17 protein-coding genes and 1 pseudogene are annotated in these 14,622 nt (G+C 69.2%); 16 read left to right on the forward strand and 2 right to left on the reverse strand.

The window, feature by feature from the left end:
- Positions 1-26 precede the first annotated feature (26 nt).
- From QSG27_RS14715 to QSG27_RS14770, 12 genes are all read left to right on the forward strand, one after another.
- Positions 27-416 (forward strand): hypothetical protein, encoded by a 390-nt coding sequence (locus tag QSG27_RS14715; RefSeq protein WP_306707343.1) that lies wholly within the window; start codon positions 27-29, stop codon positions 414-416.
- A gap of 254 nt (positions 417-670) precedes the next feature.
- Positions 671-1,807, forward strand: a complete 1,137-nt coding sequence (locus QSG27_RS14720; RefSeq protein ID WP_306707345.1) for an ABC transporter substrate-binding protein — start codon at positions 671-673, stop codon at positions 1,805-1,807.
- Positions 1,808-1,906: 99 nt separating this feature from the next.
- Positions 1,907-2,779 carry a branched-chain amino acid ABC transporter permease gene (locus QSG27_RS14725; RefSeq protein ID WP_306707347.1) on the forward strand — a complete coding sequence of 291 codons (873 nt, stop codon included), beginning with the start codon at positions 1,907-1,909 and terminating at the stop codon, positions 2,777-2,779.
- 1 nt (position 2,780) lies between these two features.
- The gene (locus tag QSG27_RS14730) at positions 2,781-3,752 is read left to right on the forward strand and encodes a branched-chain amino acid ABC transporter permease (RefSeq protein WP_306707350.1); all 972 of its coding nucleotides are present in this window, start codon (positions 2,781-2,783) and stop codon (positions 3,750-3,752) included.
- On the forward strand, positions 3,749-4,537 hold the full coding sequence (locus QSG27_RS14735; RefSeq protein WP_306707352.1) for an ABC transporter ATP-binding protein: 789 nt from the start codon (positions 3,749-3,751) through the stop codon (positions 4,535-4,537). The genes QSG27_RS14730 and QSG27_RS14735 overlap by 4 nt, the downstream gene beginning before the upstream one ends.
- A complete protein-coding gene (locus QSG27_RS14740) occupies positions 4,534-5,298 on the forward strand; it encodes an ABC transporter ATP-binding protein (protein ID WP_306707354.1) in 765 nt (254 codons plus the stop codon). The genes QSG27_RS14735 and QSG27_RS14740 overlap by 4 nt, the downstream gene beginning before the upstream one ends.
- A gap of 96 nt (positions 5,299-5,394) precedes the next feature.
- Entirely contained in the window at positions 5,395-6,606 is a 1,212-nt protein-coding gene (locus QSG27_RS14745) for an FAD-dependent monooxygenase (RefSeq protein ID WP_306707356.1), read from the forward strand.
- A 194-nt stretch (positions 6,607-6,800) separates the two neighbouring features.
- Positions 6,801-7,556 carry a maleate cis-trans isomerase family protein gene (locus QSG27_RS14750; RefSeq protein ID WP_306707358.1) on the forward strand — a complete coding sequence of 252 codons (756 nt, stop codon included), beginning with the start codon at positions 6,801-6,803 and terminating at the stop codon, positions 7,554-7,556.
- Between the two features lie 11 nt (positions 7,557-7,567).
- On the forward strand, positions 7,568-8,377 hold the full coding sequence (locus QSG27_RS14755; protein WP_306707360.1) for an alpha/beta fold hydrolase: 810 nt from the start codon (positions 7,568-7,570) through the stop codon (positions 8,375-8,377).
- Positions 8,378-8,404: 27 nt separating this feature from the next.
- Complete coding sequence (locus QSG27_RS14760) at positions 8,405-9,454, forward strand: 2,5-dihydroxypyridine 5,6-dioxygenase (RefSeq protein ID WP_306707362.1); 1,050 nt, start codon at positions 8,405-8,407, stop codon at positions 9,452-9,454.
- Positions 9,451-10,065, forward strand: coding sequence for an isochorismatase family protein (locus QSG27_RS14765; protein WP_306707363.1), 615 nt, complete (start codon positions 9,451-9,453; stop codon positions 10,063-10,065). Before QSG27_RS14760 ends, QSG27_RS14765 begins: the two co-directional genes overlap by 4 nt.
- Positions 10,066-10,156: 91 nt before the next feature.
- Entirely contained in the window at positions 10,157-10,924 is a 768-nt protein-coding gene (locus tag QSG27_RS14770; protein WP_306707365.1) for a TetR/AcrR family transcriptional regulator, read from the forward strand.
- 178 nt (positions 10,925-11,102) lie between these two features.
- Here the strand turns inward: QSG27_RS14770 and QSG27_RS14775 are convergent, their stop codons facing one another.
- Positions 11,103-11,783 (reverse strand): LuxR C-terminal-related transcriptional regulator, encoded by a 681-nt coding sequence (locus tag QSG27_RS14775; protein WP_306707366.1) that lies wholly within the window; start codon positions 11,781-11,783, stop codon positions 11,103-11,105.
- 307 nt (positions 11,784-12,090) lie between these two features.
- On the opposite strand from QSG27_RS14775, the gene QSG27_RS14780 reads away from it, so the two are divergent.
- The 4 genes from QSG27_RS14780 to QSG27_RS14795 all read left to right on the forward strand — a co-directional run bounded on the left by QSG27_RS14780 (position 12,091) and on the right by QSG27_RS14795 (position 13,630).
- Entirely contained in the window at positions 12,091-12,291 is a 201-nt protein-coding gene (locus QSG27_RS14780) for a hypothetical protein (RefSeq protein WP_306707367.1), read from the forward strand.
- Between the two features lie 103 nt (positions 12,292-12,394).
- Positions 12,395-12,823, forward strand: coding sequence for a VanZ family protein (locus tag QSG27_RS14785; RefSeq protein ID WP_306707369.1), 429 nt, complete (start codon positions 12,395-12,397; stop codon positions 12,821-12,823).
- A 107-nt stretch (positions 12,824-12,930) separates the two neighbouring features.
- Entirely contained in the window at positions 12,931-13,173 is a 243-nt protein-coding gene (locus QSG27_RS14790; protein WP_306707371.1) for a hypothetical protein, read from the forward strand.
- A 196-nt stretch (positions 13,174-13,369) separates the two neighbouring features.
- Positions 13,370-13,630: a hypothetical protein gene (locus tag QSG27_RS14795; RefSeq protein ID WP_306707373.1), complete on the forward strand. Its 261-nt coding sequence runs from the start codon at positions 13,370-13,372 to the stop codon at positions 13,628-13,630.
- 9 nt (positions 13,631-13,639) lie between these two features.
- Here the strand turns inward: QSG27_RS14795 and QSG27_RS14800 are convergent.
- Positions 13,640-14,622 (reverse strand): annotated as a pseudogene (locus QSG27_RS14800) (tetratricopeptide repeat protein); the annotation flags it as partial.

The following is a 14,622-nucleotide window of genomic DNA, read 5'->3' on the forward strand; positions in this document are numbered from 1 at the left end:
ATTAATAACCCGCGTCGGAGACTCCCATGACCACCCCCGCCCCCGCGCCGCAGGAGGGCCTGTGCGCGAAGCTCGTGCGCGGCTGGCGCAACGCCCGTTCCCTGAACGCGCTCCAGGCGCTGACTCCGCACGAGCGCAGCCGCGTGCTGGCCGACGCCGGGCTGAACGACCTGAACGCGCCCGCAGTCCTGCGCGCCAACCACGTCGGCACGCTGCTGCCCGCCGCCATGGCGCTGCACGGCGTCGATGGCGCCGCGGTGGAGCAGGACCGGCCCGACCTGATGAACGACCTGCAACGGGTCTGCGCGCTCTGCCGCAGCGCCCGCACCTGCCGCCATCTGCTGGCCGAAGGCTGCACGCAGCCGGAGCACGCCCTGCTCTGCCCCAACGCCGACACGCTCGACGCGCTCCGCTGAGGAGCGCGCCGGACACTTCCGTAAAAAATCTCCAACCGCCTTCGTCGGAAAAGCGATTGACAGCGCCGCGACGCGACCGTTAGCATCCCTGAATAATTAATTGGCCGTATAATAAAACACAGGAACGATCGCCGCATCGGACGGCGCGCGTTCCCGCAACGGGCCGACGCGCCCACGCCGGACAACGGCGGGGCGCCGACAGGGAATCGTCGTTCGCCGTCGTCGTGACATTCACCGTCGAAGCGGAGGGAGAGATGAGAAACGTGGTTCTGGGCGGCCTGCTGTTGACCGGCATCGCCGCGTCGGTTCCGGCGCAGGCGCAGGATACGGTCAGGATCGGGCTGGTTCAGCCGCTGACCGGATCGGTCGCCTACAACGGCAAGTCCGTGGTGGAGGGCGCCCGGCTCGCCGTCGAGGAAATGAACGCCGCAGGCGGCGTCCTCGGCAAGAAGATCGAACTGATCGTCGAGGACGGCCAGTGCACCCCGGCCAACTCGGTCAACGCCGTCGAGAAGCTGGTTCAGAAGGACAAGGTCGTCACGCTGGTCGGCGCCTTCTGCAGCTCCGCCACCGCGGCGATCATGCCGGTGGCGCAGAAGTACAAGCTGCCGCTGATCACCGGCGTCTCGTCCAAGGCCAGCCTGACGGAGCAGGGCAACCCCTATTTCTTCCGCGCCGCCGAGACGGACGCGCTGATGGCGGAAGCCTTCGCCAAGATCCTCGCCAACGACCTGAAGCTGACCAAGGTCGCCTACATCGGCGTCAACGACGACTGGGGCCGCGGCGGGGTGGAGGAATTCTCCCGCGACCTGACGGCGCTGGGCGTCAAGACGGTGCTGACCGAGTATTTCGACCACGGCGCCACCGACTTCTTCACGCTGCTGACCAAGCTGCGCGCCGCCAGGCCGGACGGCGTGTTCGTCGCCGCCGAGACGCAGGACGGCTCCATCCTGGTCAAGCAGATCCGCGAGATGGGGCTGGACACCAAGGTGTTCGGCGTCGGCTCCTGGGCCACGGCGGATTTCATCAACCTGACCGGCGAGGCCGCGGAGGGCATCCACGCCGCCGTTCCCTACGCCTCCAGCATGGACACCCCGCGCAACCAGACCTTCGTCCAGAAATATGAGGCGAAGTACGGCATCAAGCCGGGCAAGTACGGCGCCGCCGGCTACAACGCCCTGAACATCGCCGGGCAAGCCATCGCGCGGGCCGGCGGCACCGACGCCGAAGCGATCCGGGCGGCGCTCGCCAAGACCAGCTACGAGGCGCCGAACGGCGTCTACAAATTCACCGACAAGGGCCAGGCCTACGGCTTCGACGCGGTGCTGGTGCGGATCGAGAAGGGCGCGCCGAAGGTGATCGCCTCCACCCCGGTGGACGCGCCGCACTGACCGGCGGCCGCGCCGCGGGAACGTCCCAACGGCACCGTTCCCGCAGGCGCGCACCGATCCAACGCACGTCCCGTGCGGGCCTGCTTTTGCGAGAACGTCATGGATCTCTTTCCGCAGTTCCTGGCCAACGGGCTGGTGATGGGCGTGTTCTACGCGCTGTCCGCCCTCGGCCTGACGCTGATCTTCGGCCTGATGCGCGTGGTCAATTTCGCCCATGGCGAATTCTACATGCTGGGCGGGGTCAGCGGCTGGTTCGTCACCAACCACCTGGGTCTCGACTTCTTCAGCGGCCTGATCGTGGTCGCCGCCTCGATGGCCGCCGTCGGCTGGCTCGTGGACCGTTTCCTGATCGAGCGGGTGCGCGGCCAGGGCGAGGAGCCGGGCATCCTGCTGACCATCGGCCTGTCGATCTTCCTGGTCAACGGCACGCTCCTGCTGGTCGGCCCGGCGCCCATGAAGGTGGCCGGTGCGGTGGCCGAAGGGCCGCTGTTCTTCGGCCCGGTCGCGGTGACCAAGCTGCGCCTGCTGGCCGTGGCGGTCGGCATCGCGCTGATCGTCGGCGCCCATCTGCTGATCCGCCGGACCCGGCTGGGGGCGGCGATGCGCGCCACCTTCCAGGACCCGATGGCGGCCAGCCTCGCCGGCATCCGCACCGGCCACGTCTACGCCGCCACCTTCGCGCTGGGCTGCACGCTGGCCGCCCTGTCGGGGATGCTGCTGGCCTCGATCTACTCCGCCCAGGCGTCGGTCGGCGGGCTGATCAGCCTGAAGAGCTTCGTCGTGGTGATCCTCGGCGGCATGGGCAGCTTCGCGGGCGCCATCGCCGGGGGCCTGCTGCTGGGCGTCGCCGAGGCGATGTGGGGCGGCTACGTCTCCATGGGCATGGTGGACGTCATCGGCTTCGTTCTGGTCATCCTGATCCTGCTGTTCCGGCCCCAGGGCCTGTTCTCGATCCGCACGGAAAGGGCCTGACATGACCCTGGAACGCAACATCCTGCTGGCCCTTCTGGCGGGGGCGGCGCTTCTGCCCTTCGCGGTGTCGGACCAGTACATCCTGCACCTCGCCATCATGGCGCTGTTCTACGCGGTGCTGGCGACCAGCCTCAATCTGGTGGTCGGCTATGTCGGCGAATTCTCGCTGGGCCACACCGCCTTCCTCGGCACCGGGGCCTACACGGCGGCGCTGCTGTCCACCCAGGCCGGGCTGCCGATGTGGATCACCATCCCGCTGGCCGGGCTGGTCTCCGCCGTCTTCGGCTTCGCCATCGGGGCGATCACGCTGCGGCTGCAAGGCCCCTATTTCGTCATCGTCACCCTGTCCTTCGCCGAGGTGCTGCGCATCGTCGCCAACAACTGGATCGCGGTGACCAACGGCCCGATGGGGCTGGCGGGCGTCGGCCAGAATCTCTTCGGGGACATGGCCGTCACCGACAAGGCCGGCTTCTTCCTGATCGTGCTGGGCATCGCCGCGGTGGCGCTCTACCTCTCCTACCGCTTCGTCTATTCCAACGCGGGCCGGGCGGCGGTGGCGGTGCGCGAGAACCGCTTCGTGGCGCAGTCCATCGGCGTCGATCCCTTCGGCACGGCCATGCAGGCCTTCGTGCTGGGCGCCTTCCTGGCCGGCTTGGCCGGGGGCTTCTACGCCCACTACATCTCCTTCGTCGGGCCGGAGGTGTTCCGCTTCTCCTTCATGGCGACGATGATCATCATGGTGCTGCTGGGCGGCAAGGGCACGCTGATCGGCCCGCTGGCCGGTGCGGTGATCGTGACGGTGCTGGAGGAATATCTGCGCGAGATGCAGGAACTCCGCCTCACCCTGTTCGGGCTGATCGTCATGGCCATCGTCCTGTTCCTGCCCAACGGCCTGATGGGCTTCATCGCCCTGCGCCGCGAGCAGCAAGCCCCCAGGCCGACCCTCAACGCCGCGAAGGAGCGCACCGTATGACGGCGACCACCGACCGGCAGCCGCTTCTGCGCGCCGACGACCTGACCATGACCTTCGGCGGCATCACGGCGGTGAAGGACTTCAGCTTCCACATCCAGCCCGGCGAGATCGTCGGCCTGATCGGCCCCAACGGCGCCGGGAAGACCACCTGCTTCAACATGCTGACCGGCTTCTACGCGCCCAGCAACGGGCGGGTGCGCTTCAAGGGGCAGGACATCACCAACCGCAAGCCCCACGCCATCGCCCGGCTCGGCCTCGTCCGCAGCTTCCAGAAGACCAACGTCATGAAGCGGCTGACCGTCTTTGAGAACGTGCTGACCGGCCATTACATGGCGAGCCGCCAATCCCTTCTCGCCACCTTCTTCCCCGGCGAGGCGGTCCGCCGCGCCGAGCGGGAGGCGCGGGAGAGCGCCGCCGCCATCGTCGAGACGATGGGTCTGGCCCAGCGCATGAACGCCCCGGCGCATCGGCTGTCCTGCGGCGAGCTGCGCCTGCTGGAGGTCGCGGTGGCGCTGGCCGCCAAGCCCAGCCTGCTGATGCTGGACGAACCCGCCGCCGGGCTGAACAGCCACGAGGCCGGGACCTTCGGCGCGGTGCTGAAGACGCTGGTCGGGCGCAGCATCGACGCGCTGCTGATCGTGGAGCACAACATGGATCTGGTCATGTCGGTGTCCGACCGGATCGTCGTCCTCAACTTCGGCCGCAAGCTGGCCGAGGGCCGGCCCGCCGAGATCCTGGAGAACCGGCAGGTTGCCGAAGCCTATCTCGGAAAGGCCGCCGCATGACGCTGCTCTCCGAATCCCCCTCCCCCGCCGCCATCGCGCAGGCCGCCGGTGCGCCGGTCCTCGCCGTGGACGGGCTGCACGTTTCCTACGGCTCCACCGCGGCGCTGCACGGCGTGTCGCTGGACGTGCGGGCCGGCGAGACGGTCGCGCTGATCGGCGCCAACGGTGCGGGCAAGAGCACCATCCTGCGGGCCATCTCCGGGCTGCTGAAGGCACGCTCCGGCACCATCGTCTGGAACGGCAAGTCCATCGCCAACCTGCCCGCGGACCGCATCGTCGCCGCCGGCATCGCCCACTGCCCGGAGGAACGGCACGTCTGGCCGAACATGACGGTGCAGGAGAACATCGCGCTCGGCGCCTATCTCTGCCGCTCGCGCGAGGAGGTGCAGCGCCGCATCGGCATGGCCTTCCACCGCTTCCCCCGCCTGCGCGAGCGGTCGCGCCAGATGGCCGGGACGCTCAGCGGCGGCGAGCAGCAGATGCTGGCCATCGCCCGCGCGCTGATGTCGGAGCCGCGGCTGCTGATGCTGGACGAGCCCAGCCTCGGCCTCAGCCCGAAGATGGCCGACGAGGTGTTCGACGTGGTGCGCTCCGTCAATGCCCACGGCGTCACCGTTCTGCTGGTCGAGCAGAACATCCACAACGCGCTGGGCGTCGCCAACCGCGCCTATGTGGTCAAGACGGGCCGCATCACCGCCAGCCGCCCCTCGGCGGAGCTGCGCGGCGATCCCGACCTGCTGCGCGCCTATCTGGGCGGCTGAGGCCGCCGCAAGGCGGGGCGTCGCGGCATCAGTAATTAAACAAACGACCGAACAATTCCGGTCGCCGTCCTTCAGGAGGCAAGAGTGCGAACCAACATGCGAATTGGCATCGTCGGCGGCGGCATCGGCGGCGTCGCGCTGGCCGGCAGCCTGCTCCAGCGCGGCTTCGAGGTCCGCCTGTTCGAGCGGGCGCCGGGCTTCGGCGAGATCGGCGCCGGCATCCAGATGACGCCGAACGCGGTGAAGGTCATCAAGTCGCTGGGGCTTCTGGACCGGATGCTGTCCGCCGGCTTCCTGCCGCAGTCCCTGGTCGGGCGCAACTGGCGCAGCGGGCGGGAGAGCTTCCGCACGCCGCTGATCGAGACCTGCCCGGTGCTGTACGACGCGCCCTTCATCCACATCCACCGGGCCGACCTGCACGCCATCCTGGCCTCCCTGGTCCCGGAAAGCGTCGCCAATTTCGGGGTGAGCTGCACCGGCGTGCGCCAGGACAAGACCACCGCGGTCGCCAGTTTCAGCGACGGCAGCGAGTTCGAGGCCGACCTGATCGTCGGCGCGGACGGCGTGCGCTCCGTCGTGCGCTCCGCCCTGTTCGGGCCGGAGGCGCCGCGCTTCACCGGCCACATGTGCTACCGCGCCGTGGTGCCGACCGGCGGGGTGGTCGATTACGTCAGCCCCGACGCCTCCTTCTGGTTCGGGCCGCACAGCCACGTCGTGACCTACTACGTGCGCGGCGGCAAGGCGGTGAACATCGTGGCGGTCGCCGAAACCAAGGAGTGGGTGGAGGAGTCCTGGAACGCCCCCAGCAGCAAGGAGGAGATGCTCGGCGCCTTCCGCGGCTGGCACCGCAACGTCGAGACGCTCTTCGGCAAGGTGGATCAGGTCTACAAATGGGGCCTGTTCGACCGCGACCCGATGACGAGCTGGTCGAAGGGCCGCATCACGCTGATGGGCGACGCCGCGCACCCCATGCTGCCCTTCCTCTCGCAGGGGGCCGCCATGGCGATCGAGGACGCCTATGTGCTGGCCGAATCCCTGAAGGGGCACGGGAGCGACGTGGCATCGGCGCTGCGCGACTACGAGGCGGAGCGGCTTCCCCGCACCAGCCGCGTCCAGCTGGAGGCGCGGGAGCGCGGGCGGACCTACCACCTGCCCTCCCCGCTGGCCCAGGCGAAGCGCGACTTCGTCTATTGGCTGCGCGGCCTCTTCAACCCGCAGGCCACCGGCATCCAGGCCAACTGGGTCTACCAGTACGACGCCCGCGCCTTCCGGCCTTCCGTGGGCGCGAATCCCGAATTGGCCGCTTGAAGTCATGTGATGGGAAGGCGGAATTCACCACGAAGACACGAAGAACACAAAGATTATCACAAAGAATTCTCCTCTGCTTGAGCCGTCCGTTCATGCCGAAAACTGCTTTGTGAAATTCTTTGTGTTCTTCGTGTCTTCGTGGTGCCCCGCCTCCCCCGCGACACTCCCCCGGCCCGCCATCCGAAAGAACGACCATGAACGGCAAGACCTATCGCATCGGCCAGATCGTCCCCAGCTCCAACACGACCATGGAGACGGAAATCCCGGCGATGCTGACCGCCCACGCGCTGGCGCACGGCACCCGCTTCACCTTCCATTCCAGCCGCATGCGCATGAAGACGGTGCGGAAGGAGGAACTCGCCGCCATGGACGCGGAATCCGACCGCTGCGCGCTGGAGCTGTCGGACGCCCGCGTCGATGTGCTCGGCTACGCCTGCCTCGTCGCCATCATGAGCATGGGCAAGGGCTACCACCGCGTCTCGCAGGAGCGGCTGCACGGGCGCACCCTGGAGAATGGCGGGGCCGCCCCGGTCATCACCAGCGCGGGGGCACTCGTCGACGGGCTGCATGTTCTGGGGGCGAAGAGGATCGCCCTGGTCGCCCCCTACATGAAGCCGCTGGCCCAGCTCGTCGTCGATTACATAGAGCATGAGGGCGTGCAGGTCGCCGATTGGCGCGCGCTGGAGATCCCCGACAATCTGGAAGTCGGGCGCCACGACCCGTCCCGCCTGCCGGGGATCGTCGCCGGCCTGGACACCGCCGGGGTGGACGCGGTGGTGCTGTCGGCCTGCGTCCAGATGCCCTCGCTGCCCGCCATCGCGCAGGTCGAGGCGATGACCGGCAAGCCGGTGCTGAGCGCCGCCGTCGCCACCACCTATGCCAAGCTGAAGGCGCTGGGCCTGCCGACGCGCGTTCCGGGGGCCGGCGCCCTGCTCTCCGGCGCCTACTGACGGGGGATGCCATGACCAGCAGCACCCACCGCTACGGCGCGAACGTCCGCGCCAACGGCATCCGCCAGCATTACCTGCGCTACGGCGGCCAGGGGCGTCCCGTGGTGATCGTGCCGGGCATCACCAGCCCCGCCGTCACCTGGGGCTTCGTGGCGGAGCGCTTCGGGCGCAACTTCGACACCTACGTGCTCGACGTGCGGGGGCGCGGCCTGTCGGAGGCGTCGGACGCGCTCGACTACGGGCTGGACGCCATGGCCGCCGACGTGACGGCCTTTGCCGAGGCGCTGGGCCTGCGCGACTACGCGCTGGTCGGCCACTCCATGGGGGCGCGCATCGGCCTGCGCGCGGTCAGCCGCCATGGCGCCGCCCCGGCGCGGCTGGTGATGGTCGATCCGCCGGTCTCCGGGCCGGGCCGCCGCCCCTACCCGGCGCAGTTGCCCTGGTACGTGGATTCCATCCGTCGGATGCGCGAGGGCGCCGACCTGGAGGCGATGCGGCCCTTCTGCCCGACCTGGACGGACGAGCAGCTCCGCCTGCGCGCCGAATGGCTGCACACCTGCGACGAGCGGGCCATCGTCACCGCCTTCAACGACTTCCAGACCGACGACATCCACGCGGATTTCCCGCGCATCCCCTGCCCGGCCCTGCTGATCGCCGCCGGGCGCGGCGACGTGATCCGGCCGGAGGAGGAGGCGGAGATCCGCCGGCTCCAGCCCGAGCTGGCCGTCACCCGCGTCGAGGGGGCCGGGCACATGATCCCCTGGGACGACGCGGAGGGCTTCTACCGCGCCTTCGGCACCTTCCTCGGCACCGCCGTCTGACCGCCCATCCGGAAAGGGACACGCATCATGCCCGTCAGTGACGCCGATATGGTCCGCGCCTGGACCCATGTTCTGACCCTGTCGAAGCTGAAGCCGCAGGAGGTGGTCACCATCCTGACCAGCGACGGCACCCACCCGCAGACCCTGCGCACCGCCCTGATCGCCGCCTCGAACCTGGGCGCGCGGGTCAACCGGCTGGACCTGCCGCCGGTCAACGCGGAGCACGCCCACAGCCGCGACAGCCTCGCCTATCTCGGCACCACCCCGCTGACCGGCAACCGCGCCGCCATGGCCGCGTTGAAGGAAAGCGATCTGGTGCTCGACCTGATGACCCTCCTCTTCTCGCCGGAGCAGATGGAGATCCTGGAAAGCGGCACGAAGATCCTGCTGGCCGTCGAGCCGCCGGAGGTGCTGGTCCGCCTGCTGCCCAGCCTGGAGGACAAGGCGACGGTGGGCGAGGCCACCGCGCTGCTGAAGGCGGCGAAGGAGATGCACGTCACCTCCCGCGCCGGCACCGACCTGCGCCTGCCCATCGGCGAGTTCCCCACGGTGCAGGAATACGGCTTCGTCGACGAGCCGGGCCGCTGGGACCATTGGCCGAGCGGCTTCGGCTTCACCTTCCCCAACGAGGGGCAGGCGAGCGGGCGGATCGTGCTGGACAAGGGCGACATCCTGCTGCCGATGAAGTCCTACCTGACCTCGCAGATCGAGATGACGGTGGAGAGGGGCTACGTCACCGCCATCACCGGCGGGCTGGATGCCGATCTGCTGAACGACTACATGGACGCCTTCGCCGACCCGGAAGCCTACGCCATCTCCCACGTCGGCTGGGGCACGCAGACGCGGGCGCGCTGGTCCACGCTCGGACTCTACGACCGGGAACAGACGCTGGGCATGGACGCGCGGGCCTTCGCCGGGAACTTCCTCTTCTCGCTCGGCCCCAACAACGAGGCGGGCGGGTCGCGCACCACCGCCTGCCACATCGACATTCCCATGCGGAACTGCACCGTCCGGCTGGATGGGCGCGACGTCGTCCGCGAGGGCAAGCTGCTGGCCGGAAAGGAATTGGCCCAATGAGCGTTGCGGAACAGGCCGTCTACGAACGGCAGGGCTTCGGCCAATCGCTGGGCATCCAGGGGCGGATCGGGCTGCTGATCGTCGATTTCGTCAACGGCTTCGCCGACCCGGCGGTGTTCGGCGGCGGCAACATCGCGCCGGCCATCGCCCGCACGGCGCAGGTGCTGGACAAGGCCCGCGCCATGGGCTGGGCGGTCGCCCACAGCCGGATCGTCTACGCCGACGACGGGTCGGACGGGAACGTCTTCTCCATCAAGGTGCCGGGCATGCAGACTCTTACGGAGCACGCGCCCATCAGCGCCATCGTGCCGGAGCTGACTCCGGTGCCGGGGGAGCTGGTGGTGCGCAAGACGGTTCCCTCCGCCTTTTTCGGGACCGGGCTGGCGCCGTGGTTGACACAGCGCGGCGTCGAGACTCTCTTGATCGCCGGAGCGACGACGAGCGGCTGCGTGCGGGCCAGCGTGGTGGACGCCATGTGCCACGGCTTCCGCCCGGTCGTCATGGCCGATTGCGTGGGCGACCGCGCCCTGGCGCCGCACGAGGCCAACCTGTTCGACATCGGCCAGAAATACGGCGACGTGGTTCCGGCGGAGCGAATCCTCGCGCTGTGAGAAGCGGCCATGGTTGAAAGGAGGATCGGGCGTTGCACCATGTTAGACTTTCCGTCCAAAGAGTGCCGCCGGGATTGAGATGAGCCGACCGATGAGCAAAATCCAGGACGCCGCACCCGTCGCCGACTCCGCGCCGGACGGCGGCCCGGCGCGGGGCCGCCCGCCGCGCAGCCGCCGCGCCGGGCCGGGCCGTCCGGAGGGCACCAGCAACGTGCGCGACCAGATCCTGGACGCGGCGGAACTGGAGTTCGCCAACCTCGGCTACGCCGGCACCAGCCTGCGCAACGTCGCGGACCGGGCGGAGGTGACCCAGGCCCTCATCAGCTATTATTTCGGGTCCAAGCACGGGCTGTTCGAGGAGGTCTTCCTGCGCCGCGGACGGAAGATCGCCGACGAGCGCATGGAGCGGCTGGAGGCGCTGCGCCGTGCCGCCGCGCCGCCGGCGGTGCGGGACATCGTCTACGCCTTCCTGATGCCGGCGCTCGCCATGCGCGAGACGGAGGGGGGGCGCACCTTCATGCGGCTCCAGGCCCGGCTGCACACCGAACCGCCGGAAATCTCCTACAAGCTGCGCAACGAGGCCTACGACGCCTCGACGCGCATCTTCGCCGCCGCGCTGAAGGAGGCGCTGCCGCACCTGTCGGAGCGGGACGTCTATTGGCGGATGACGCTGATGATCGGCGCCTATCTCTACGCCTTCTCAGACACCCACCGGCTGGAGGAGCTGGCGCCGGGCATCTGCAACCCCGGCGACCCGGACGAGATCATCACGGAGATCAGCAGCTTCGTCAGCGCGGGGATGCTGGCCCCCGTGCCGGAACCGGTGCGGGCGCCGGGGAAGAGCAAGAGGGCGAAATAGGTTCTCCCGCGGTTGCCGCATTGGGCCCGCACCCAACCCTTCCCGCTTCGCGGGGAAGGGCTTCTCTCCTCCTCCACCTCTCTCCTCCCCCCGCGACGTGGGGGGAGGCCGGGAGGGGGGCCGGCGCGACCACTCATCCCTCCTCCGTCAGTCCTGCGCCACGCAGGCGCAATCCCTTTCAGGCGACGGCTTCCATCGGCTTGTCCACCTTGCCGCCGAAGCCGTTCTCCAGCGCCCAGATCGCCGCCTGGGTGCGGTTGGAGGCGTTGATCTTGCGCAGCAGGCTCTTCAGATGAACCTTCACCGTCGCCTCGGTGATGTTCAGGTGGTTGGCGATCATCTTGTTGCTGTCGCCCTGCAGCAGACGCTCCAGGATCTGGGTCTCGCGCTGGGACAGGCCCTTGGCCGCGGTCGGGCCGTTGGCGCTGCTGTTGGCGCCGGCCTTGCCGGTGATGAGGAGGGCGGCGAGATGGGTCGGGAAGACCTTTTCGCCGATCATCACCAGACGCAGCGACTGCGCCAGCGCCGCCGGGGAGATGTCCTTCATCAGGAAGGCGTCGGCCCCGGCCTGGATGGCGTTCGCCATTTCCTGGGCGTCGAGGTGGCTGGCCAGAAGGACGAGCCGCGCGCTGGGATATTGCTCCCGCAGGATGGTCACGGCCTGCACCGTGCCGTTGGCGGAAGCCGGATCCATCATGATCAGCTTGGGCGTGTCGCCCTCCATCATGCCCGGCGGCGGTACGTCGCTGAGACTGGCGGCCTCTTTCGTGATGCGGAACTCCCCTTCCGTGAAGAGGGCCTTCATGCCCTCGCGGAACAGCTTGTTGGCGTCGATCAGAAAGATGGAGACCGATTGCATCGTCCAGTCACTCTCGAAGGTGATTGAGATGAGCCACCCTACCCTATCGTTGGCGGGCCGACCACCCGTCCGTTAGTAGAATATTAACCAATGAAGCCCGCAGCTCGTCCTCCCATCGGGCATATGCCCCTCCCCGGAAAGCCGGTCCAGGGCGCTCCCGGATGGCTGGAAACCCCTGAAAAACCGCGCCTGAACAAGCCACTACCCACTTTGCGCGGGAATCCGGCGCAGTCTCGTTAATATCACGGCAACCATAATCGGCCATTGGTAGAGTCATCGTAATTCATCGCTTGGATGGGTGCCCGACATGCCGATGGTGTCCATTTGGAAGAAGATCAGCCCGTGTCACTTCGTGATGCAGGACTGTCGCCGCCGGATCGAAATCCGTTACCACGCCTCCGGTTCGCAAAGCGGCTGGGGCGTGTACGCCGACGGAACGCTGGTGCAGCAGCGCGCCGCCTTCACCGAGGCGCGCGGCATCGCCATGGGGCTGGCGACCGGTTCCTGAATGGAGCCGTCCCGCCCCCCGGATGTCACAGCGCGGCCGGGGGGCGATTAACCGGCTCTTGACGGTGATCCGCGCAGGATGGCCTTCGTCGCAGGAGGCCGTCATGACGTTCCGCCCACTTCCCCCCGCATGGCGCCGGATGGCGCTCTGCGCCCTTCTGGGCTTCATGGGGCTCGCCTTCTGGGCCGCGTTGCAACCACGGTTGGCGCCCAGCGGCCTCTACGGTTTCGACAAGCTGGTGCATGCCGGGGCCTTCGGGCTTCTGACCCTGCTCGGCATCCTGGCCAGCGCCGGCCGGCGCGCGGCCCTTCTGGCGGTGCTGGCGGTTTTCGCGCTCGGCGCCGCGATCGAGGCGGCGCAATCCTTCGTGCCGGGGCGCGAGGCCAGCCTGTCCGATCTGGCCGGGGACGCGGTGGGAATCGCCGCGGGAATCGCCACCGCCCGGCTGGGACATCGCGCCGCCGAGCGCGCACGCCGCGCACGCCATGGAATAGTCACGCAACCCACGGCGTTCGCGTCCTTACCGGAGTGAGGAAGCGTCCGTCCGGACCGGCAATCCCGACTGCTCTCCTCCGTTTTTGGTTTGTTGGCCTACCAAACTGTGATATGCCGAAAGGCAGGACATCTGGAGTAACGCTTATGGACTGGCATAACGAAAAGGCTAAGACCGGCGTCCGCGCCCTGGAATCCGCGTTCGGCGTGATGCTGACGGTCTGCGAGGCCGCGGACGGCTGGTGGAACTGGCACGCGGAGCATGACGGCCTGGACTGGACCCCCGACGCCCGCTGGTTCGCATCCCGCCGCGAGGCGCAGGACGCGGCGGAGGAATGGGCCGCCACCCTGGCGCCGCAGCATCTGGGCTTCCTCCACCGCGCGGCCTGACGCCGCAAGCGGGCGCGACCGGGGCGGCACCGTTGACCCGCCCCGCGTCCACTTCCGCAATGCGTCCGTGCCAAGGCGACGGGAAGCGGTTGCGATCATCCCTTGGGACTGTCGGTCAGGCCCATTCCGGTGATGAGATGCAGCACGAAACGCCACGGCGCGACGCCGGCCACCGCAGACCCGCCGGGGCGCGGCCATGACGCCCACCCATCCGGGCTCCGCGCTTCAGAACGCCTTCCTTCCGCCCGACGCCACGCTGGTGGCGGCCGGAACCGGCGCCGGGCGCTGGACGGCCTCCGCCGTCCCCGGCCGGACGTGGTTCGACCTTTCCCGATCCGTCCCGGAGCTTGACCGCTGGCGCGGCTCGACCGGGCCGCGCCACATCGACTTCCTCCAGTTCGACCGGGAGGAGGCCGGCGGGCAACTGGCCGCGCTCTACGCGCGCCGGCCCGGCTGACGCGACCGGTCAGGGCAGCAGGACCGGCCCGTTCCAGGGGTCGAAGGGCACCAGCCGTGCCGCACCGCGGTCCGGGCGCAGGGCGGCGCGCAGCGACGGGTTCAGCATCGCCGCCGTCACCGAGAAGGAGCTGTTGGACACGGCGACCAGATCGGCCCGCGACAGAATCCAATGGTCGGTGAAGAACTCCGCCCCCGGCAGCGGCTCCGCCAGATCCCCGGCGAGGACGGGCCGGTAGCGGTCGAAGCGGCCCGCCAGCTCCGGCGCGTCGGTGGCGAGGTACAGCACCGGCCGGTCCAGCGCCGCCCAAACCCCGGCCAGCCAGTCGAGATACCAGTCCTCCGGCGCGATCCAGAAACGCTCGTTCAAGCCGAAATCGCCGCGGCGCAGATGGATCGCCACCACGGTCCGCCCGCGCTCCCGCACCCTCTCCAGAGCCTCGGCGGCCCGTTCCGCCACCGCGCCGACCGGCGTGAAGACGGCGCGGACACGCTCGCGGTGGGGCGCCAGGGGGGCCGTGCCGCCGCAGAAGAACCCCGCCACGTCGTGTCCGTCCGCCCCGGACAGCGCACGCCCGTCCAGCAGCGCCGGAACGCCGCACGCCTCCTCATGCAGGGTGGGCAGTGGCGGCCCGGGGAGGGGGTCGTCCAGCCCGTAGAGATGACGCCCGATCCAGTCCGGCGTTTCCAGCTCCATCCCGTTCCGCTCCGCGCAGACGCGCAGATGGCCGTACTGGAGAAGCTGGTTGCCGAACCGCCCCGCATCGCCGAGCGTGGATGCCAGCAGGCGCCGCTTTCCCGACGCGACGCGCGGCGGGGGCGCGTTCCCCACGGCCCGGCGCAGCAGCAGCGTCGCCCGGCGGGAGAAGCCGGTGCCGATGCCCGGTGCCGCGGCGATGACCCGGCCGTAGAGGGCCGGCGCCTCGCTCTCCGCCCCCTGCGCCACGCAGACCGCGCCGGCCAGCAGGAGCCCGGCCGGCTGGCCGGGGGCAA

This window comes from Azospirillum isscasi, from assembly GCF_030849505.1.
Classification (GTDB): Bacteria; Pseudomonadota; Alphaproteobacteria; order Azospirillales; family Azospirillaceae; genus Azospirillum; species Azospirillum isscasi.